The sequence below is a fragment of the Chryseobacterium sp. LAM-KRS1 genome (assembly GCF_013184525.1).
Classification (GTDB): Bacteria; Bacteroidota; Bacteroidia; order Flavobacteriales; family Weeksellaceae; genus Chryseobacterium; species Chryseobacterium proteolyticum.
This window is the reverse complement of the sequence record NZ_JAAOIZ010000004.1, coordinates 624,290-645,818: the sequence shown is the minus strand read 5'-3', so window position 1 is coordinate 645,818 and position 21,529 is coordinate 624,290. Positions and strand designations below refer to the sequence as shown.

Sequence of the window (21,529 nt, the reverse complement as noted above, 5' to 3'; positions counted from 1 at the left end):
CAATGATGAGAATAAAGTCTATATTGGTTTCTCAACCAGCGCCTAGTGAGTCTTCTCCATATTTGGATATAGCGAAGAAGGAAAAAATAAAGATCGATTTCCGTCCGTTCATCCATGTAGAGGGAGTTGACAATAAAGAACTTAGGACACAAAAAATAGATCTTACGCAATATACTGGCATCATCTTTACCAGTAAAAATGCTATAGACCATTACTTCAGATTAGCAGAGGAGCTGCGTTTTGCAGTCCCGGATACCATGAGATATATCTGCCAGTCCGAAGCAATTGCGAACTACCTTCAAAAGCACATTGTCTACAGAAAGAGAAAAATCAGCTTTGGGGAGAAAAACTTCTCAGACTTGCTGCCTCTTTTCAAAAAGTTTCCTACAGAAAAATATTTATTGCCTTCTTCAGATGTTTTAAGTCCTGATATCGTTAAAACATTAGATGCGGCAAATATTGACTGGACAAGAGCTATCATGTACAGAACGGTATGCAGTGATCTGAGTGATATCAACATTAAGGATTATGATATGCTGATATTCTTCAGTCCGCAAGGAATTAAGTCGCTTCAAATGAACTTTGAGGATTTTAAACAAGATGAAACCAAAATTGCCGTTTTTGGAAACACGACTTTAAATGCAGCCGAAGAAGCAGGATTGAGAGTAGATGTAATGGCTCCTACCAAGGAAACACCATCTATGACAATGGCACTTGAAAAATATATTAAAAGCCTTCATAAATAGGTTTTAATATTTTACATAAAACAGCCGTCTTTTCGATTAAAGGAAAGATGGCTTTTTTTTAATTACATTTGAACAAGAATTAATATTGAATGAAATGCCTTATTCATATTTCTATAGTGAAAAATTGATATGGCATTCCGCATGATTCACAGACCTATAAAAATCAAACTACCGGATGAAAGCTCCCCAGCCAAAAAAAATAGAAAAAATACTCGAAATACACGGAGATAAAAGAACTGATAATTATTTCTGGCTCAATGAAAGAGAAAATCCCGAAGTCATAGAATACATCGAACAGGAAAATGCTTACGCAGATTTCATGATGAAGGAAACGGAAGATTTTCAGGAAGAGCTTTATGAGGAGATGAAGTCCCGCTATAAAAAAGATGATGAATCACTTCCTTATTTTTTTAATGAATACTGGTACATGGTTCGTTATGAGGAGGGAAAGGAATATCCTATTTTTTGCAGAAAATATAAAACCCTTGACAACCCTGAGGAAATTGTACTCGATGTAAATATCCTTGCTGAAGGAGAAAGCTTTTTCGAAGTTGGAAGTGTTGCAGTAAGCCCGAGTAATAAGATCGCTTCTTTTTCATCTGACAATGTCGGAAGAAGAATATATTCCATCAATTTCAAAAATCTGGAAACAGGAGAAATCCTTTCGGATAAAATAGAAAATACAACAGGAAAGGCAGTCTGGGGAAATGACAACCAACATGTTTTCTACATCAGAAAAGATGAGAGTTTACGTGCGTTCCAGGTATACAGACATCAACTGGGAACTGAGTCATCGGAAGATGTTTTGATCTTCCATGAAAAGGATGATACCTTTGATGTAAATGTCTTTAAGACAAAATCTTTGCAATATATATTCATTGCAAGTTCAAGCACTATCTCTGATGAACACCGGTTCATTCCATCTGATGATGTCTTCGCTGAATGGAAAATTATACAGCCCAGAATAGATGATCTGGAGTACTCCGTTGAGCATTATGAAGACGAATTCTATATCATCACCAATGCTGATGATGCGTTCAATTTTAAGCTTGTAAAAACTAAAATTGACAACTGCGGGATGGAAAACTGGGTAGATGTGATTCCCCACCGTGCTGAAGTCCTGCTTGAAGGGTTCGAAATATTTAAAGACTACCTTGTCCTTGAAGAAAGAGAGCAAGGTTTGTTACAGATAAAAATCATAGACGAAAAAACTCAGGAAGCCTATTATCTTCCTTTCTCAGATCCTACTTACACAGCCTATATTGGAATCAATCTGGAGTTCGATACGGAAATTTTACGATACGGTTATACATCTTTAACCCAACCAAGTTCCACTTACGAATACAACATGAAAACCAAAACCACTGTACTTCTTAAGCAGCAGGAGGTTTTAGGAGGGAAATTTTTCCCTGAAAATTATATCTCGGAGAGAATATGGGCGGATTCAAGAGATGGAAAAACAAAAATTCCTATTTCACTGGTTTACCATAAAGACACAGAAAAATCAGAAAATACTCCCCTACTGCTTTATGGATACGGAAGCTATGGACATACCGTAGATGCCAGCTTTTCAAATGTAAGGTTATCTATTTTGGATAGAGGCTTTATCTATGCAATTGCCCATGTCCGCGGTGGTGAATACCTGGGAAGAGAATGGTATGAAGATGGTAAAATGTTATTTAAAAAGAATACCTTCTTTGATTTTATAGATGCCGCAAAATACCTGATCAAAGAAAACTACACTTCATCCAGGCATCTTTATGCAATGGGAGGAAGTGCCGGAGGATTATTGGTAGGGGCTGTAGTTAACTATGAACCTAACCTGTTTAACGGTATTGTTGCGCAAGTCCCTTTTGTAGATGTGGTAACCACAATGCTGGATGAAACCATCCCATTGACCACGGGAGAATATGACGAATGGGGAAATCCTAATGATGAAGAATATTATCATTATATGAAGGAATATTCCCCGTATGATAACGTAGAAGCTAAAAATTACCCGAATATGCTCATCACCACAGGACTGCATGATTCCCAGGTACAGTATTGGGAACCTGCAAAATGGACTGCCAAGCTGAGAGAACTGAAAACAGACCAGAATCTTTTACTTTTCAAAACCGATATGAGTGCAGGACATGGAGGAGCAAGTGGAAGATTTGAATCATTAAAAGAAGATGCATTAGAATATGCGTTCCTGTTGATGATTGATAAAAGATAATGTATAAATTATGATTAACGAATCTGAATACTGGAAAAAAATAGAACAGTTTTTTGAAGATAACTTTCAGACTGAAAAAAATCCTCCCATTGAAACTTTATTGTTTCTTATTGGACTTCAGGAACTTGGAAGTGGTCATCAAAAATATTCAAAAGATGACAAACTCAATATTCTTCATATTGCAGTTTGCAGATTACTGGAGCCCTTTGGCTACTATAAGTTTACGCATTATGAAGATGGATGGCCCCAATTTGATAAATTAGAGGACCTTCCTGAACTCAGAGCTAATGAGCAAACCTTATTAATGAAAAAGGCCATCATCCAATATTTTCAGGATGAGGAGCTTCTTTAAAATTGAAATGTGGCAGTTAATCATTTTAAACTGCCACATTTTCGTTTTTAATATAATTTCTTAATTGTTGAACATATGTCATTCAATATTAATGAACGGCCAAAACTTCGTGAAGTTGACTCAAGCCCATTTTAAATCCTTCTTCAAAGCCCATTTCAAGATGTTTCTTTAAAGCCTCCTGGGATTCGAAATGGATGTTGATTGTTACTTTCGTTCCCTCTTCAATTCCAGTGAATCCGATCAGCCATTGGGCCTGCGGAAAATCATTATTAATATTTCCGTTTTCATCACAAAAAGCATCTATCCCATCGAAGCTTCTGTGTTCCATAATTTCCCCATATTTAAGCTGTCCATACATTTTTTCCCCTTCGGGACCTATCATTGCATAATGCCAGATTCCATTCTCTTTAAAATCCATTTTTACCGTTTCACATTTCCAGGGTTTTGGAGCCCACCATTGGTCTAATAATTCGGATTTGGTAAAATAATCCCACACTTTTGAAACATCAGCTTTGTAAATAATCATTACATAAATGCTGTTTGCGTCAAAATCTTTGTTAAAAATGATATTTGATTCCATACGTAATTATTTTTAACAAACTTACTTCTTTATTTGTAGGTGAGGCTTTTCATAAGACAAGTTATTTTTGATTTATAAAAAAATTGTTAAAAAACATGGTTTTAAGAAAAAAAATACAATTTTTTGGCTCGTTTTTTGTTTATCAAGTCTGAAAACAATTAATTTTAACATTCATCATTCCGAACAACCTAAAACAAGCTAATGAATAATAAATTCATCCCAATAATTTCAGTGTTTATGACAATATCATTGATTGTCTTTGTTACACTCCAATTTTATTGGTTGAAAGGATATTATAATGCTTTAGAACAAGATTTTTCGAATAAAGTCTATGCGGCTTTAGAAAATACAGCAAAAAATATCTCTGAAATTGAAGTGGAAAAGTACCTGAATGAAGATTTTAAAAATTTCAGAAAAAATGTCATTTCCAATAATAATCAACCTTCTTTAACTACGATCCAGCAGGTAGAGGATTCTGGGGCTCAGAGGCAGATTATTTATTCTAAAAATATCATTGAAAAAACACAGCTTCCCATTTCTCAGAAAGGAGATTCATTAAAGCTGACAACCTTATATACGGACGAAGCCGCTTACAAACTGAAAAGAGATACCACCAACCGGGAACTGCTTACGGCTGACATTAATCAAGATATAGAAAGTGGAGATTACTCTATGAAGGAGTTTGCCAAAGTATATGGAAATAACCTTCCGATTACTAAAAGAGTGGATGATGCTATTCTGGATTCTGTTCTCGCTAAAGAACTGAAAATGAAAGGCATTACCGCAAAGTTTGGTTTCGGGGTTACTGATAAAAACAATAAACTCACAAGTGTTTTTAACAAAGTATATAAGGAGAAAAAGGATAATAATACATATAGCTATCCTCTTTTTACAGACAAAAAGGACCGTACTTTATACAGCCTGGCATTGGTTTTCCCTAAAAAAGAATATTCCTTAGCCATGAATAACTGGCCGATGCTTTTGGGAACCTTCCTTTCTTTGCTTACGATATTGGGAATCTATATCATCTCCATCAACTATATGATGAGACAAAAGAAACTGGCAGAAATAAAAACGGACTTCATCAATAATATGTCGCATGAGTTCAAAACTCCTTTAGCTACTATTTCTGTTGCTACGGATTCTCTGGCGAATGACAAAATTGCCACTAATCCGGAAAAGGTAAGATATTATTCCAACCTGATCAAGCAGGAAAATCTTCGGATGAAAAAACAGGTGGAGAATGTCCTTAATATGTCGAAGCTTGAAAGAAATGAAGTTAATCTGTTCCTCAAAGAAACCAATGTAAGAGAACTGATCAAAAAAACGACAGAATCATTTAATCTTATTGTAGCACAGAGAAACGGTTCACTGACGGAAGAGTTTACTGCTGACCGATATACTTTTAAGATCGATGAGTTCCATATTTCCAATATGCTGGTGAATTTACTGGATAACGCCAACAAATATTCTCCTGATACACCGGATATCAAAATCAAAACAAAAAATGAAGGCAACTTCTATGTGATTGAAATTTCCGATAAAGGAATGGGTATGGAAACACAGAATAAAACTAAAATCTTTGAAAAATTCTTTAGAGAAGAAACGGGAAATATCCATAATGTAAAAGGTCAGGGATTAGGGCTTTCGTACGTTAAAAAAATTGTAGAACTTCATAAGGGCCAGATTATCGTGGAATCGCATAAGGGAGAAGGAAGTGTGTTCACGATAAAACTTCCCATGACATAGAAGAATAGATAGGAAGCAATAAAAGATAAACCAAATAACAAATATAAAAGAAGAGAGAGTGAGGAAGTTCATTCTTATTATTAATTTTTAATTTTTAAAATTATGAGCAACAGAATATTATTAGTAGAAGACGATCAGAGTTTCGGAGCTGTTTTGAAAGATTATTTAACCATCAATAATTTTGAAGTAACTCTTGCAACAGATGGAGAGCAGGGGCTCAAAGAATTCACAGAAAATGAATTTGACATTTGTATTTTCGACGTGATGATGCCTAAGAAAGACGGGTTTTCATTGGCAGAAGATGTAAAAAAAATAGATAAAAATACTCCTATCATTTTCCTTACAGCAAGAAATATGAGGGAAGACATCCTGAAAGGATATCAGTTGGGGGCAGATGATTATATTACAAAACCATTTGATACGGAATTACTTTTATACAAGATCAAGGCAATTCTTCAGAGAAGCTCAACCCTGGAAAATGAAGAACAGGAACAGTTTAAAATCAGTAATATTTTCTTTGATTCTATGCTTAGACAATTAAGAGTAGGTGATAAAGAATACAAACTTTCTCCTAAGGAAAATGAATTGCTTAAACTTCTTTGTATCCACAGAAATGATTTTATGCCAAGAGACCTTGCATTGAGAAAGATCTGGAAAAAGGAAAACTATTTTACTGCAAGAAGTATGGATGTTTATATCGCAAAACTTCGTAAGCTGTTAAAAGATGACGAAGGACTGGAAATCATCAATGTTCACGGAGAAGGATTCAGACTTTTAGTTAAGAATTAATTCCAAAAGAAGATTATAAATATAAAATTAGCAAAACAATTGAAAATGTTTTGCTAATTTTGTTTTATACGATAGGATATGAAAAATATATTTTTAGGTCTTGCTGCTTTTTCTCTGCTTACTGTTTCCTGTAAAAAAGATGAAAGAGCAACTTACATTAAAGAAGAGGCATCCATTCAACAGCCTGCATTAGCTGTTAATAATACTCCAAAAGCTTCTATTTTAGATCAGGCAGGCATAAAGAGCAATGTGCAACCTGTAAATTCAGCTCCACCTGTTACCGCTCCCGGAATGAATCCACCCCACGGACAACCGGGACACCGTTGTGATATCCCTGTAGGACAGCCATTAAACAGCAAACCGGCTCAGGCCCAGACCACTCAAAATGTTGTAGTAAATAATAATGGATCTCAAACGATACAAATCGATCCCAATTCACTAAAACCAGGAAAATTTACGGTGGATAATAAAACAGGAAAGGCGGTAAAAACTGCTCCGGGCATGAATCCACCTCACGGACAACCGGGACATCGCTGTGATATTCCTGTAGGACAACCTCTCAATAGTAAACCGGTTCCGCAGCCTGTTCAAAATGCTGTACAAAACACTCCCGTTTCAGCTCCTGAACAAAGTCTGGCAACTGGTGAGAAACCGAAATTAAACCCCGCTCACGGAGAGCCTTTTCACAATTGTTCTGTAAAAGTAGGTGATCCATTACCATAATTTTTGTAATTTTGCCATCGTGAAGTTATTTCAGATCATAACCCTTATCTTCTGCTTAGGAATTTTCTTGATTCCTAAAGATAACTTCTATATGATGTCAACCCAGCAGACCTGCTGTAAGGCGGACGCTAAAAAAGACGACTGCTGTAAGAACCATCAATCAAAATCATCTAAAGAACACGAAAAATCCAAATCATCTTGCAACGATGATTGCTGTTCAACATGTGTGGCTTGTTTTTCATATATAGAAACTCCTTTTTCCAAAGGTTTTCTATTGGAATTATCATACTATAAAGCCAATAAAAAATTACTTTTCCAATATTGTGATCCTCATCTTTCGGATCGTTTAAAAGAGATTTGGGAACCGCCAAAGCTAGCTTAATTAAAAATACAGCAGGTTCATTAGAGCGCTAATGGACTATTTTTTAATTAATCTAAATTTTAAACAAAATGAAATTATTTATTTCCAGGATAATTCTTGGATTATGCTTATTATCTGCACCCTTTATATTTGCCCAAAATCTTAAAAGCCAGTTTCAGGTAAAAGGAAACTGTGAAATGTGTAAAGAAAGAATAGAAACCTCAGCAAAAAAAGCAGGGGCAAAAGCGGCAAGATATTCTATAGATTCTCAAACTTTAACATTAGAAACAGAAGGAAATGTTTCTCCGGATGACATCCTTAAAAAGGTAGCTGAAGCGGGACACGACAATGAGAAATTCAAAGCTACTGATGAAGTGTATCAAAGTCTTCCTGACTGCTGTCATTACGAGAGAACTCTTCAACCGTTCAATGCAAGTACAAGCGCGGTAGTACAAAAATCCAAAGCTGACAATGAATTTTATGTCAAAGGAAATTGTGCATCATGTAAAGCAAGAATTGAAAAAGCAGCAAAAGATGCCGGTGCTACTTCTGCAAATTGGAGCGCTGAGAAACAAACTGTTGTTTTAAACTTTGACAGCAACAAAACTTCTGCAGATAAAATTTTAAAAAAGATTGCTGATGTTGGGCATGACAACGAAAAGTATACTTCAACAGACAACGTTTATAACAATCTTCCCTCATGTTGCCTTTACGACAGAACTGTAGCGTTGGGAGAAAAAGGACCTAACGTTCATTTTGAAGAAGATGAAAAAACAATGTCCGGTAACAATAATGTATCAACGGAAAACGAGAACCACGATCATCATGAAAAAAAGATTGAGGAAGTAAAATTATCCGCGTCGAAAGCTTCAACTTCATTAAGCAAAAACGAAGCAGGCTTAGTTTTTAATATTGACAAAAAGGAATTGTTGAAAGCAGCCTGTTGTAATCTCTCGGAAAGTTTTGAAACAAATGCTACTGTAGATGTTTCCTTCAGTAATGCTGTAACAGGCACGAAACAGCTTAAAATGCTGGGTCTTGATCAGAAATACACCAGCCTAACCAAGGAACTTTTACCGGAGATCAGAGGTTTGGCTTCCGCTTATGGGCTGAATTTTATTCCCGGCAGATGGATCGAAAGCATCCAACTTACAAAAGGAGGAAGTACGGTAACCAATGGGTATGAAAGTATTACCGGGCAAATCAATACCGAACTTCTGAAAAATGCCAAAACTTCCGAAACATCACTCAATCTTTTTTCTGATTTCAACGGGAGAGCAGAGGCAAATATAACGAGTGTATCTCCTATTAATGAGAAATGGTCTCAGACTTTCTTATTGCATGGAAACGGAACTTTCGGAAATACGGATATGAATAATGACGGATTTCTTGACCGTCCGAAAGGGACACAAATCAATGCAGCATATTTGCTTAATTATAATGACCTGGAAAAATCCGGTTTCGGATCTCACTTCGGAATTAATTTCGTGAAGGATAACAGAACAGCAGGACAGACCGATTTTGATAAAAGGCTGTCTCAGGAGAAGCAAAACCCGTACGGGGTTGGAATTGATATTTCGAGATTTCAGGTATGGAACAAGACCGGATATGTTTTTAAAGGTAAACCTTATCAAAGTATAGGCTGGATGAATCAGTATGTATACCATCAGCAGGATAGCTTTTTCGGGTTGAGAAATTATTCAGGTAAACAGAATACTTTTTATTCCAATTTAATTTTTGAGAGTATTATCGGGAATACGAATCACAAATATAAAGCCGGAGCCAGTTTTATGTATGACGGTTATGATGAAACCTATCTTACAACTCCATACAAAAGAAATGAAATCGTACCTGGAGCTTTTGCCGAATATACTTTAACAGGATTAAAATATACTTTGGTAGCCGGAGCAAGAGTAGACTTCCACAATCTTGCTGGGACACAGTTTACACCAAGGATGAACTTTAAATATGATTTCACTCCACAAACCATTTTGAGGTTGTCAGCAGGAAGAGGTTTTAGAACGGCTTCGGTTTTTGCGGAAAATCAACAGTACTTTGCATCGAACAGAACGATTCAAATTATACAAAATGGCGGAGATATTTACGGATTAAAACCTGAAATTGCATGGAATTACGGAGCAAGTTTACAGCAGGAGTTTAAAATTTTCGGAAGAAAATCTTCTATCGTTGCCGATTTTTTCAGAACAGATTTTCAGAATCAGGTGATGGTTGACCTTGACCGATCTCCACAGCAGCTTGTATTCTATAATTTGGAAGGAAAATCTTTTGCCAATAGTTTGCAGATACAATGGGATTTTATTCCTATTAAAAACTTTGAAGTAAAAGCTGCTTACAAATACTATGACGTTCAGGCAGATTATCTTGACGGAAGAAGGGAAATTCCTTTTATGGCTAAAAATCGCGGATTTGTAAATCTTGCTTATTCTACGAACAAAAGTGATAAGGGTGGCTTCTGGAGTTTTGATACGACTCTGAATTGGGTTGGAAAGCAAAGACTACCGGACACATCAGGCAATCCAACCGAGTTTCAATTACCCGGTTATTCCGAATCTTATGCTATTTTGAATGCACAGATTTCTAGAAATTTCAATAAAAAACTGAGAGCCTATGTTGGAGGCGAAAACTTAACCTCTTACTATCAGAAGAATGCGATCATCGATTTTAAAAATCCTTTCGGGAATTATTTTGATGGTGGAATGCTCTACGCTCCTATTATGAAAGCTAATTTTTATGTAGGTCTGGATGTGACATTCTAAAAATACCGATAAGTTTTTAAATATAATAGGCAGCATTAATCCAAATGCTGCCTTTATTTTGGAATAAAATTTTATCGGTACGGACATTTTTTCAAGATTAAAATGTGGTTCCTTCTCCGTTGACAAAGGTGAGCTAAAGGCATTAAATGACAATTTTGCAAATCTCCGATTTTGCCATTTTACAAACAAAGAACAAAAAAATACTTAAAAAATCTATTTACATTAAAAATTTTATATATTTACACTTTCTAATATGTATGAACATACCAACCAAAGATTTCACGATAGATCATCATAGTAAACTCCCTCTGCATGTACAGGTAGAAGAACTTTTCCGTAAACTTATCAAGATGGAAGTTTATAAAAAAGGAGCTCTGTTACCTAAGGAGGTTGATCTGGCTAATCTTTGGGGAGTTTCCCGGAACACCATCCGACAGGCAACCAATAAACTGGAACATGAAGGTCTTATTGTACGGAAAAAAGGGGTCGGAACACGTGTGGCTGAAAATAAAAGCCTTACAACAGGATTGGATCATTGGTATAGTTTTACAAGAGAAATGCAGGAGAAAGGTATTCATGTAATTAACCAATTGTTAAAAACAGAAACAGTACAGCCTAATGAAGAAATCTGCCATTTTTTTAACAGTTCACCAGATAAAAAAATATTTAAGCTTTCTAAATTAAAAGGAGAAAATTCCGGTGATCCGATTGTCTATTTTGAAAGCTATTTTCATCCAAGAATAGGCCTGGATAAAAATGATGATTTTGATATGCCATTGTATAGCATGTTGCAGGAGAATCATGGAGTCATAGTACACCGGTCCCGTGAAAATATAAGCGCCTGCCAGGCTGGTGCCGTGATAGGAAAGAAACTAAAAGTACCGGCTGCTTTTCCGGTTCTGAAACGTGAGCGTTTCGTGTATGATATCAATGGAAAGCCGGTAGAATATAATGTGGGATACTACCGTTCTGATAAGTTTACCTATACGATAGATATTAATAAATCTTCTTAGCAGGTTTTATTTTTTTAGACATTAATATGTTCAAACATTCTAACATATAACCAAAAATGAAGTCCATGTACAAGTATTTTCTTTTGCTGATGTCCTTCCTGATGACAGGCAATTTTGTTTATAGTCAAAAAAAAGTTCCTTATTTTGGTAACATACAGTCTACCAACGGTTATGAAAAGGAAATAAGTGGTGAGAATATTGATTATTTCTCTACATTTCCGGATCATGCAACGAGAGCTTTGCTTACGCGCACAACGGATGGCGCAAAAGCAATTGAGTGGGAAACTGCTCCTGTGCCACAAAAAGGCAATAAGCAATATGTATATTTTAACTGGCTGGTCTCCCATTCTTCGGGAAGCAGTGGAGGTATTCGCCATTTTGACTTGTACATCAACAATCAAAAAGCACTTACTCTCACTACTTATCCCGGAAATAAGTATCCGGACTGGATTTCCAAAGCAGCAGACAGTACTGCATTTGTATTCCACCAGACTAAAATGGACGGCTTAAAAGATTCTTATGGTATTGCCTATCTCAGAGTTCCTGCCAATAAAGTAACTCCGGGAAAACCTTTACGTCTGAAACTTGTAGGACAAGCTCAGGATAGCAGGGACTGGTTCATGACATACAAATTTACCTTCCAGGAGAAAATGGATGCTTCCCCCACTCCTTTCATTTTAAAAGATGGAAAACGTCTTATTACCCTTACTACATTACACTTTGGTCCTGAACAAAAAATTACGGCTAAAATAAACAATAAGAATTCCTTCTCCTTTACTATTCCGGATGGTATTAAAACATTTGACCTTCCTGTAGATCTTGCACCTGAAGGAGGCAGTGTTCAGTTATCAGTTACCTCCGGTAATAAGGAACTTCTCCGTAAAACCATTGAGGCTGGAGCTATCGTTCCCCGCACCTTATATTTCATACATCATTCTCATACAGATGTAGGATATTCCCATTTACAATCTGAAGTGGAAAGGATTCATACTCAAAATATATATGATGCCCTGAAAATGATTGAGAAAACACGGAACTTACCTGAAGAAGCTCGTTTTAAATATAATGTCGAAGCACTATGGGATGTAGAAAACTTTATGCGAAAAGCTACTCCTCAGGATAAACAATTATTTGTAAAAGCAGTAAAAGAAGGAGATATAGGTCTTTCAGCAATGTATGGTAATATTTTAACGGGGCTTAGCCAGCCCGAAGAATTATACCATTATACGGAATATGCGAAAAAGCTGGAAAAAGAATATGGATTAAAGATCAACAGTGCCATGATGTCTGATGTTCCCGGCTTTGCCTGGTCATTGGTTCCTGCACTTACTGCATCGGGAGTAAAATATTTTTCCAGTGGCCCCAATTATCTTGGAAAAACCAACCCATATCTTGGAGACCGGGTCGGAAATTTTGTAAAAAACTGGGGTGATAAACCAGTATGGTGGCAATCGCCTTCGGGTAAAGAAAAAATATTATTCTGGACAGCCGGAAGAGGTTATTCTTCATGGCACGGCATCCATCCGGGTGGTGTATTTGAAAACGGGCAAAGAAAGATTGCCGAATATCTTGATGACCTTACCAAAACCAATTATCCTTATGATATGGTACAGTGGCGTTATAATATTGTTTCTGATAATGGTCCTATAGATCCTTCAATATCAAAGTTTGTAGATGAGTGGAATAAAAAATATATCTCGCCTAAAATCGTTCTCAGTACGAATGAAAAGATGTTTGAAGTTTTTGAAAAGAAATATGGAGATCAGCTTCCAATAGTAAAAGGAGATATCAGTCCGCATTGGGAAGACGGAGCAATGTCTACGGCCAGGGAAGAAGGGATTAACCGAAACAGCAGCCTTAAGCTACAACAGCTAACCACCCTTTACTCAATGCTCAATCCTACTCAATATAACAGCCAAAGTTTTTATGAAGCATGGAGAAATGTCATTTTATTTCATGAGCATACCTGGGGAGCCTTTAACAGTATTACTGCTCCTGACCTTCCGTTCGTTAAAGATCAATGGCAGGTAAAAAAGCAGTTTTCTACTGACGGAAGTTCTTTGGCTAACAAACTGGAAGCTGATTTACTAAAGCCTATAACCAATCCTGTATCCAAAACCATTGCAGTTTTCAACACCTCATCATGGTTACGAAGTGGTGCGGTAATTATTCCTGGAACATCATTGGGGAATGCCGTCCAGGATGCATCAGGTCATACAGCTCCTTTACAAAAGCTGCAGGACGGAACTATGGTATTCATCGCAAAAGATGTTCCTCCACTAGGGTCAGCAAACTACATTATCATTAAAGCAAAAGTATCTTCCGCAAAGCCTTTTTCTGTTACTAACAATAGTATTTCTAATGGAAAGGTTGCTGTGACCTGGGATCATAAGACTGGAAGCATTACCCAGTTTACCGATAACAACAATATTAATTACGCAGGAATTTTTAACAACCAAGGGTTAAACAGTTATTGGTATGTTCCTGGTTCTGATCCAAAGGAAGCTCAATCCAATATGAATGTGCAGGTAAAAGTATTAGAGAATGGACCTGTTATGAGCAAAATCTCTCTGATATCAGAAGCACCAGGTGCTAATAAACTGGAAAGAATTCTTACTTTGTTTGCGGATAGTGATGAAGTAGGATTGGAAAATATTGTGGATAAAAAACCTATACCTACCAAAGAATCGGTTCACTTTGGTTTTCCCTTCAATGCTGAGTTCAAGAATATAACAGTAGATGCAGGTTATGGTATCATGAGATATCTTACTGATCAGCTTCCCGGTTCCAACATGGATTATTGGTATAGCCGACGATGGATAGATGCTTCTTTTGGACAAAAGGGAATGCAATGGATGGTTTTAGAAGCACCCCTTATTGAAGCTACTGAGATGATCGACGAAAGAATGGTTATTGATAACAGCCACAAAAAATGGAAAGACAAAGGAACTCCCGGCACTACCAATTGGTTCAGCTATGCAATGAACAACTATTGGCACACCAACTATAAAGCAGATCAGGAAGGTCCTGTGCATTACCGCTATGCTCTACGTCCACATGGATCATTTGATTCGGTAGAAAATGAAAAGTATGCGTCTGCTTTTACGCAACCTCTTATTGCCGTTTCTGTCGATGAAAAATTCAAAGTTGGCGGAAGTCTTTTCAAAGTTGGCAATGACAAAATTGTTGTGACAAGTGTAACACCACAAGAAGATCACAGCTTTATTATAAGACTATACAATCCAGACGAGCGGGAACAGACAACAACATTTGCCTGGGAAAAGCTAAAACCATCTCAGCTCATTGATGTAAAAACTGGTAAAACAATAACACCTGACGAAAAACTTAGTTTATCAGGAATGGATGTTATTGAAATTAAACTTATTCCTTAATTAAAGTTATGTCGAAACCGGTTATTGCCATAGATATGGGAGGCACAAAGATTAAAATCGCCATTATGCAAGATGGCATTTTACTGGATTCCACCTCTATTGATGCCTATTCCGCAAATGGTCTCAGATCCAGGCTTCCTTATATCCGGGAAGCTGTAGAAAATTTATTAAAGCCGCAACAACTTTCTTTATCGGATCTGGGTGGATTAGGTATTGCTTCTCCCGGGATCGTAGACAGCCACCGGAAAAAAGTACTTTCTATCGATAAGAAATTTGGAGATGCTCCTGAAATCGATTTAGAGGAATGGAGCCAGAAGATGTTTAATCTTCCTTTTTTCATAGAGAATGATGCCAGGAGTGCGTTGGTAGGAGAATGGATATATGGTAATGCACAAAATCATGACAATGCAGTTCTCATGACACTGGGAACTGGAATAGGCAGTGCGGCTATCATAGAAGGAAAATTATTGAAGGGGAAACATTTTACGGCGGGTATTCTTGGAGGACATTCGGTGATCAATTATAAAGGAAATGTATGTAATTGTGGCAATAAAGGTTGTGTAGAAACGGAAGCTTCAACATGGAATCTCGCAAACATGCCTAAATCAGAAGATCTGCCAGCTTCTTCGGTAGTTGATTTTGAAATGATCTTTACTCTGGCTGAAGAAGGAAATACAAAAGCATTAGAGATCAGGAATCAGAGCCTTCAGGCATGGTCTGCATGTGCTGTTAATCTGATTCATGCTTATGACCCCGAAATACTGGTGCTTACAGGCGGGATTATGGGTAGCAGTTCTTCTATCATACCCTATTTACGGAACTATATTGAAACTTACGCATGGACACCCTGGGGAAAAGTTCATCTTACTGAAGGAAAATTCTCCGGCACAGCTGCCCTATTGGGCATAGCCCATCTCATCAACAACCAATAAAATAATATGACAGATAAACATTGCACAAGATGAAATCAAACTTTAATAAATTTCCCGTCATTGAAATCAAAGGCCACTCTTGTTTTTCAGGTTGGCAGAATATTACTGAACAAATAAAAGAAAGTAATCCTAGAGTTATCGCGATTGAGTGCTATCCAGGGGTTTATCTGGAAGAGGTCATCAGCTCATTGAAAGAGATACTAAATCCTGAATTGGTGATCAATACCATTCAGGCCATGAAACCGGAAAAAGAAATTGCAGCACTGGTACAGCCTTATGTAACGGATGATCCTGTATTTGGCTATATATCCTCCCTAAAACTGGAAGATTATTTTGATTTTAAAAAGATTAAAGATCTCAAAAGCCTTCTATCAGAAATCGGGGATTGTGCTGTGATCATAGGCCCTGGTGCCACTTTAATTGCAGACGAGGCAGACCTTTCCATGTATGCAGATATGCCTCGATGGGAAATACAAATGCGTTTCCGAAAAGATACAGCCTGCAATCTGGGCAGAACCAACTATACTGATTCTTTTGCATATCAATACAAACATGCTTATTTTGTAGACTGGCGCGTTAGTGACCATTATAAGAAACAAATATTGAATAAGTGTCAGTTTCTTCTGGATACGACCATACCACATCAACCTAAAATGATAAGTACTGTTGCTTTATTTGATGCATTTCAGCAAACGGTAAGCGCTCCTTTCAGGGTTGTCCCGTTTTTTGATCCCGGCCCATGGGGAGGCCAATGGCTAAAAGAGGTATGTGATCTGGACAGAAGTTTTCCGAATTACGCCTGGGGATTTGATTGTGTCCCTGAAGAGAATAGTCTCTTATTGGGTTTCGGAAACCAGGTTGTAGAAATACCTTCTTCCAATCTTGTTTTTTTCCAGCCAGAAGCTTTGCTGGGAAAAGAAGTATATGAGGGATTCGGGGATGAGTTTCCTATCCGTTTTGACTTTCTGGACACTATGGAAGGGGGTAATCTGAGTCTACAGGTACATCCACTTAAGGAATACATCAAAGAAAAGTTTGGGATGCCCTATACACAGGATGAAAGTTACTATATGCTGGATGCTAAAGAAGATGCTTTTGTCTATTTGGGGTTAAAAGAAAATATTGACCCTCAGCTTATGATGAAGGAGCTGGAAGCTGCGCAACATGATCAGGTTCCTTTTGACGCAGAGAAGTATGTACAAAAATGGCCGGTCCGCAAACATGATCATCTATCTATTCCTTCGGGCACTGTACATTGTTCGGGAGCGAATTCTGTGGTATTGGAAATCAGTGCAACTCCTTATATTTTTACTTTTAAATTATGGGATTGGGGGCGTATGGGACTGGATGGCAAACCGCGTCCCATATCATTGGCACATGGTAAAAATGTTATACAATGGGATCGAACCACTTCATGGACCAAAGAAAATATACTAAACCTTACAGAACCTATTGCTGAAGGAGATGGCTGGCGGGAAGAACGTACAGGTTTAGATGCATTATCATTTATTGAAACAAGAAGACATTGGTTCACTAAAAAAGTAGTTCATCATACCGGAGGTGTGGTAAATGTACTCAACCTTGTTGATGGAAGGGAAATTATTGTGGAAAGCCCAGAACATTTTTTTGAGCCTTATGTTATTCATTATGCTGAAACATTTATCGTTCCGGCTCATGTAGGACTGTATACCATAAGCCCATATGGAGAGAGTGAAGGAAAAGAATGTGTGACTATTAAAGCAAGCATACGTACTCAGATGATTTCTCAAAAAGTTATAAAATAAACATCTATGCAGCAAACGTTTCATTCTACAATCCTTAAGGCAACTCTTGTAGCATCAGTAGGCGGATTGTTATTCGGTTATGATACCGCTGTAATCTCCGGAGCCATTGGCTTTATGCGAACTTATTATCATTTATCCGATCTGATGACAGGCTGGGTAGCTTCATGTGCTCTGCTGGGCTGCATCATAGGTGCTGTGTATTCAGGAACATTAAGTGATCGTATCGGTCGTAAAAAAGTATTAATGCTTTCGGGTTTATTGTTTACTATTTCATCCATAGGAACATCACTGGCTCCTAATCTGTGGATATTTGTAGTATTCCGGATGATAGGAGGAATGGGTATCGGAATTGCTTCCATGCTCTCGCCGATGTATATTTCAGAAATGGCTCCTGCAGCTATAAGAGGACGTCTGATATCCATATTCCAACTGGGAATCGTGAGTGGTATTCTGGTTATCTATTTTGTGAATGCCTATATTGCCGGCATTCATAACGAAAGCTGGAATATTTCTACAGGATGGCGATGGATGTTTGGTTCGGGAATTATTCCTGCCATTATCTTTATTCTGTTGCTCTTCACTGTTCCTGAGAGCCCGCGTTGGCTGGCCGGACAAAAAAGAGAAACTGAGGCATTAGCAATTCTGGAAATCATTAATGATCCTACAACTGCACGGCAGGAGCTGGATTCCATCAAGGGGGCTTTAAAAGAGGAAAAATCTCTTTCTTTCAGTGCGCTTAAGGAGCCCAAATTAAAACGGGCATTGGCTATAGGTATCTTCCTTGCTATATTCTCACAAATTACCGGCATCAATGCAATTATGTATTATGCTCCTGAAATTTTCAAGGCAACGGGAGTCGGTTCAGACTCTGCATTCATGCAAACCGTTCTTGTGGGGATCATCAATGTTCTTTTTACTTTTGTAGCCATAAAATATGTAGACACATGGGGACGAAAAAAGTTACTGCTTCTTGGTATTTCCGGCATGGCTATTTGTTTATTTATTATTGGTTTTGCCTTTTTTAATGAACAAAAGGGGTATCTGATACTTATCGCGATCCTTGGATACATTGCTTGTTTTGCCATGTCCCTTGGTCCTCTTGCATTTGTGGTTATTGCAGAAATCTTTCCAACAAAGGCTCGAGCTACCGCTATGTCCGTGGCTACTTTCTTTCTATGGTCAGCCGTTTTTTTAGTTTCCCAAACTTTTCCGGTTCTTGTCGGAATTATTGGTAATGCTTTTACATTTTGGTTATACATGGCCATCGCTATCACAGCACTCTTGTTTGTCTGGAAAAAAGTACCTGAGACCAAAGGAAAAACCTTAGAGGAAATACATAATTCTCTATAAATGAAAAAGAGTGATTGAAATTCTTAATTTTGGGATTTCAATCACTCTTTATTATTTTACCGGCTTTATACTCATCGCAAATCCCCCACCGGGAGCCGCTTTGATTTTCAGCTTAGTATTGGTTCTCACTATTTGTCTGGAGATCTCATAACTTTTAGGATTGTTTTTCCAGCTGGCATTTTTACCGTCTTTATAAATTATCGCTTCAAATTTTTGGTTTTTAGGTAGAAATGACAAATCTACCGTTGCTTCTCTTGGATTTTCATCAGTAATACTTCCTACAAACCATTCATCTTTATTTTTAGCTTTCCTTGCAATGGTAATATAATCACCCGGCTCGGCCTCAAGAATATATGAAGAATCCCAATCTACTGCCACGTCTTTGATAAACTGAAAAGCATCAGGATATTTTTTGTAATTATCAATCAGATCTGCAGCCATCTGAAGCGGGCTGTACATTGTGACATAAAGTGCTAATTGCTTGGTAAGCGTTGTACTCAACTTCGCTTTATTAGTTCCATAAACCGAAAGATCTCCTTCGAATATCCCTGGTGTATAGTCCATCGGGCCTCCTATTAGCCTTGTAAATGGCAATATGGTGGTATGATCCGGACGGTTGCCATTGAAAGATTCAAATTCTGTTCCGCGTGCTGATTCCTGAGCAATCCAATTGGGGTAAGTCCTGTAAAGACCTGTTGGCCGCACTGCTTCATGTGAATCTACCATAATATGATATTTTGCAGCCATTTCAGCAACGTAGTTGTAATGGTTAACCATCCATTGGCTGTCATGATATTCACTCCGCGGGATAATAGGCCCTACATATCCCGTTTTTACGGCATCGTATCCATTGTCTTTCATAAACTGAAATGCGTCCATCAATTGTCTTTCATAATCTACCGCAGATGATGTTGTTTCGTGATGCATGATAATCTTTACATTTTTGCTTTTGGCATAAGCCTGCAGTTCTTTTACATCAAAATCGGGATAAGCTTTGGTAAAGCTATAAATATGTTCTTTTCTATAAGCCTGATTATCTTCCCATCCTTCATTCCATCCTTCCACTAAAACAGCATCAAAGCCGTTTTCTGAAGCAAAATCAATGTATTCTTTAACATGCTTGGTATTCGCGCCATGCCTTCCATTCGGCTTTAGGATTTTATAATCCGTTTGCCCGATCCGGATATCCTGATCGTCTGAATAAGCCCAGGTAGATCCACCTCCTGTAAAATATTCCCACCATACTCCAATGTATTTGGTCGGCTTGATCCATGAAGTATCCTCAATTTTGCTTGGCTCATTAAGATTAACAATCAGGTTGGAAGCCAAAATATCTCTTGCGTCACTGCTGATAATCAAAGTTCGCCATGGGCTTACAGAACCTGTTTGAACAAAACCCCTGTCTCCATTTTTATCAGGTGTCAGATTGGAAGAAAGAATAAAATTCTTCTCATCAAGATTGAGTGTCATTGCAGCAAAATTGGTAAGAGCTGCTTCATGAATATTAATATAAACTCCGTCTTTTGATTTCAGCATCAAAGGTGTTTGTACAGCAAGACTGGCACTTGGTGCTTTTGCTGCCAGAGGTTCTTTCCGTACCTCATCGATCAGCTTTGAAATTTCGGATAGATTTGATGTAGTAACCGGAAACTCATTCGTATCATAATCGGCAGGGATCCAAAATGCCTTATAATCTTTTCCTAAATTAAAGCTTGTTTTCTCACTGCTTATGGTAAAATGTCTTAAATCCTTTTGGACAGGAAACTCATACCGGAAACCTAAACCATCGTCAAATAGCCTGAATCTGATATCCAGTTTCCAGCCGGTTTTATCTTGAACTAAATGGACAAGCATTTCATTGTAATGATCAGCTACTTCCTTATTGGGTCCCCAAACCGGCTTCCAGGTTTTATTGGAAGATGAGTAATCAATCCCCTCTACTTTAAAATCGGAGAAATAGGAATAAGAGGGTTTTAAAACAAATCCTAACTGGCTTTCTTTTAAAACCGTTTTATCTTTATAATTTAATGAATAATATGGAGTTCCCTCTCCTTCTATTTTAAAGTTCAGTTTAAACTGATTATTGGGTGACGAGAGTATTTGTCCGTTCGTAACAATCGTGAACAACATACTCATACAAAAGTATATAGTCTTTATTTTCATTATAATAATCTTAAAAAACACTGTCCGCCATTCTCTGGGAAAATGGCGGACAGAGATCAATTATACTTACCGGAATTATCTTCCGAAATCATCCTGTACTCTTACAATATCATCTTCATCCGATGGATTTGATGCATCCGTATGCTGCCAGATCTCGGCTACAACACCCCAGCCATCCAGTCCGATCAATCGGTGTCTTTCTCCCTGTTGAAGTTTTACCTGATCCTTTGGCTTGTATTCCTGCAGTTCACCTTCTTCATCGGTATTACTTCTTTTTATACCTACTGTTCCTTCAACAACCTGCCAGATTTCTGCTCTCCTGTGGTGATACTGCCAGCTCAATCTTGCCTGTGGCGCCACCAGAAGAATTTTCGGACTTAATTTTCCTCCGATCTTCAGGCTTTCCACATCTATTCCGTCAAAATATTGATTCGCAAAATCCTGTGCCTGCGCTTCATCAATCACAAAAAATCCACCCCACGGTCTTGTATCATCTTTTGCAACAAGATTAAAGCTCTGAGCTCCTAGCATCTTTTCTACTTTATCAAATATTTCTTTCTTTTCCGCACTCATAATTATCGCTATTAAAGTTTATTGTTA

General features: G+C 37.5%; 16 protein-coding genes. 13 read left to right on the top strand and 3 right to left on the bottom strand.

Features of this window, described 5'->3' with window-relative positions:
- Positions 1-5 precede the first annotated feature (5 nt).
- The 3 genes from G9C87_RS14040 to G9C87_RS14030 all read left to right on the top strand — a co-directional run bounded on the left by G9C87_RS14040 (position 6) and on the right by G9C87_RS14030 (position 3,316).
- Entirely contained in the window at positions 6-746 is a 741-nt protein-coding gene (locus tag G9C87_RS14040; RefSeq protein WP_172282435.1) for a uroporphyrinogen-III synthase, read from the top strand.
- Positions 747-921: 175 nt separating this feature from the next.
- Positions 922-2,964 carry a S9 family peptidase gene (locus tag G9C87_RS14035; protein WP_172282179.1) on the top strand — a complete coding sequence of 681 codons (2,043 nt, stop codon included), beginning with the start codon at positions 922-924 and terminating at the stop codon, positions 2,962-2,964.
- 10 nt (positions 2,965-2,974) lie between these two features.
- Positions 2,975-3,316, top strand: a complete 342-nt coding sequence (locus tag G9C87_RS14030; RefSeq protein ID WP_172282177.1) for a hypothetical protein — start codon at positions 2,975-2,977, stop codon at positions 3,314-3,316.
- An 88-nt stretch (positions 3,317-3,404) separates the two neighbouring features.
- On the opposite strand, the gene G9C87_RS14025 is transcribed toward G9C87_RS14030, so the two are convergent.
- Positions 3,405-3,896, bottom strand: a complete 492-nt coding sequence (locus tag G9C87_RS14025) for an SRPBCC domain-containing protein (protein WP_172282175.1) — start codon at positions 3,894-3,896, stop codon at positions 3,405-3,407.
- Positions 3,897-4,097: 201 nt separating this feature from the next.
- Here G9C87_RS14025 and G9C87_RS14020 point away from each other — a divergent pair, with 201 nt between their 5' ends.
- The 10 genes from G9C87_RS14020 (at position 4,098) to G9C87_RS13975 (ending at position 18,766) form a co-directional block, all read left to right on the top strand.
- Positions 4,098-5,645 (top strand): sensor histidine kinase, encoded by a 1,548-nt coding sequence (locus G9C87_RS14020; protein ID WP_172282173.1) that lies wholly within the window; start codon positions 4,098-4,100, stop codon positions 5,643-5,645.
- A 102-nt stretch (positions 5,646-5,747) separates the two neighbouring features.
- The gene (locus tag G9C87_RS14015) at positions 5,748-6,434 is read left to right on the top strand and encodes a response regulator transcription factor (protein ID WP_007842513.1); all 687 of its coding nucleotides are present in this window, start codon (positions 5,748-5,750) and stop codon (positions 6,432-6,434) included.
- A 78-nt stretch (positions 6,435-6,512) separates the two neighbouring features.
- On the top strand, positions 6,513-7,157 hold the full coding sequence (locus tag G9C87_RS14010; protein ID WP_172282171.1) for a hypothetical protein: 645 nt from the start codon (positions 6,513-6,515) through the stop codon (positions 7,155-7,157).
- A 91-nt stretch (positions 7,158-7,248) separates the two neighbouring features.
- A complete protein-coding gene (locus tag G9C87_RS14005) occupies positions 7,249-7,539 on the top strand; it encodes a hypothetical protein (RefSeq protein ID WP_228457014.1) in 291 nt (96 codons plus the stop codon).
- A gap of 68 nt (positions 7,540-7,607) precedes the next feature.
- Positions 7,608-10,295, top strand: a complete 2,688-nt coding sequence (locus G9C87_RS14000; protein WP_172282167.1) for a TonB-dependent receptor domain-containing protein — start codon at positions 7,608-7,610, stop codon at positions 10,293-10,295.
- A gap of 257 nt (positions 10,296-10,552) precedes the next feature.
- Positions 10,553-11,308 (top strand): GntR family transcriptional regulator, encoded by a 756-nt coding sequence (locus tag G9C87_RS13995; RefSeq protein WP_172282165.1) that lies wholly within the window; start codon positions 10,553-10,555, stop codon positions 11,306-11,308.
- Between the two features lie 65 nt (positions 11,309-11,373).
- Positions 11,374-14,700, top strand: a complete 3,327-nt coding sequence (locus tag G9C87_RS13990) for a glycoside hydrolase family 38 C-terminal domain-containing protein (RefSeq protein WP_228457013.1) — start codon at positions 11,374-11,376, stop codon at positions 14,698-14,700.
- 8 nt (positions 14,701-14,708) lie between these two features.
- Positions 14,709-15,632, top strand: a complete 924-nt coding sequence (locus G9C87_RS13985; RefSeq protein ID WP_172282163.1) for an ROK family protein — start codon at positions 14,709-14,711, stop codon at positions 15,630-15,632.
- 29 nt (positions 15,633-15,661) lie between these two features.
- Complete coding sequence (locus G9C87_RS13980) at positions 15,662-17,416, top strand: class I mannose-6-phosphate isomerase (protein WP_172282161.1); 1,755 nt, start codon at positions 15,662-15,664, stop codon at positions 17,414-17,416.
- A 6-nt stretch (positions 17,417-17,422) separates the two neighbouring features.
- The gene (locus G9C87_RS13975) at positions 17,423-18,766 is read left to right on the top strand and encodes a sugar porter family MFS transporter (protein ID WP_172282159.1); all 1,344 of its coding nucleotides are present in this window, start codon (positions 17,423-17,425) and stop codon (positions 18,764-18,766) included.
- A 51-nt stretch (positions 18,767-18,817) separates the two neighbouring features.
- Here G9C87_RS13975 and G9C87_RS13970 read toward each other — a convergent pair whose 3' ends face one another.
- Together G9C87_RS13970 and G9C87_RS13965 are read right to left on the bottom strand one after the other, a co-directional pair.
- Positions 18,818-20,929 carry a glycoside hydrolase family 97 protein gene (locus G9C87_RS13970; RefSeq protein WP_172282157.1) on the bottom strand — a complete coding sequence of 704 codons (2,112 nt, stop codon included), beginning with the start codon at positions 20,927-20,929 and terminating at the stop codon, positions 18,818-18,820.
- A 75-nt stretch (positions 20,930-21,004) separates the two neighbouring features.
- Entirely contained in the window at positions 21,005-21,502 is a 498-nt protein-coding gene (locus tag G9C87_RS13965; protein ID WP_172282155.1) for a phosphoheptose isomerase, read from the bottom strand.
- Positions 21,503-21,529: the final 27 nt, after the last annotated feature.

What these genes read in the sequence shown, in the direction of transcription:
- G9C87_RS13965 (WP_172282155.1), bottom strand. Translation starts at nt 21,502, where the DNA reads ATGAGTGCGGAAAAGAAAGAAATATTTGATAAAGTAGAAAAGATGCTA.
- G9C87_RS14000 (WP_172282167.1), top strand. Translation starts at nt 7,608, where the DNA reads ATGAAATTATTTATTTCCAGGATAATTCTTGGATTATGCTTATTATCT.
- G9C87_RS13970 (WP_172282157.1), bottom strand. Translation starts at nt 20,929, where the DNA reads ATGAAAATAAAGACTATATACTTTTGTATGAGTATGTTGTTCACGATT.
- G9C87_RS14015 (WP_007842513.1), top strand. Translation starts at nt 5,748, where the DNA reads ATGAGCAACAGAATATTATTAGTAGAAGACGATCAGAGTTTCGGAGCT.
- G9C87_RS14025 (WP_172282175.1), bottom strand. Translation starts at nt 3,896, where the DNA reads ATGGAATCAAATATCATTTTTAACAAAGATTTTGACGCAAACAGCATT.
- G9C87_RS13980 (WP_172282161.1), top strand. Translation starts at nt 15,662, where the DNA reads ATGAAATCAAACTTTAATAAATTTCCCGTCATTGAAATCAAAGGCCAC.
- G9C87_RS14030 (WP_172282177.1), top strand. Translation starts at nt 2,975, where the DNA reads ATGATTAACGAATCTGAATACTGGAAAAAAATAGAACAGTTTTTTGAA.
- G9C87_RS14035 (WP_172282179.1), top strand. Translation starts at nt 922, where the DNA reads ATGAAAGCTCCCCAGCCAAAAAAAATAGAAAAAATACTCGAAATACAC.
- G9C87_RS13975 (WP_172282159.1), top strand. Translation starts at nt 17,423, where the DNA reads ATGCAGCAAACGTTTCATTCTACAATCCTTAAGGCAACTCTTGTAGCA.
- G9C87_RS13985 (WP_172282163.1), top strand. Translation starts at nt 14,709, where the DNA reads ATGTCGAAACCGGTTATTGCCATAGATATGGGAGGCACAAAGATTAAA.
- G9C87_RS14020 (WP_172282173.1), top strand. Translation starts at nt 4,098, where the DNA reads ATGAATAATAAATTCATCCCAATAATTTCAGTGTTTATGACAATATCA.
- G9C87_RS14005 (WP_228457014.1), top strand. Translation starts at nt 7,249, where the DNA reads ATGATGTCAACCCAGCAGACCTGCTGTAAGGCGGACGCTAAAAAAGAC.
- G9C87_RS13990 (WP_228457013.1), top strand. Translation starts at nt 11,374, where the DNA reads ATGTACAAGTATTTTCTTTTGCTGATGTCCTTCCTGATGACAGGCAAT.
- G9C87_RS13995 (WP_172282165.1), top strand. Translation starts at nt 10,553, where the DNA reads ATGAACATACCAACCAAAGATTTCACGATAGATCATCATAGTAAACTC.
- G9C87_RS14040 (WP_172282435.1), top strand. Translation starts at nt 6, where the DNA reads ATGAGAATAAAGTCTATATTGGTTTCTCAACCAGCGCCTAGTGAGTCT.
- G9C87_RS14010 (WP_172282171.1), top strand. Translation starts at nt 6,513, where the DNA reads ATGAAAAATATATTTTTAGGTCTTGCTGCTTTTTCTCTGCTTACTGTT.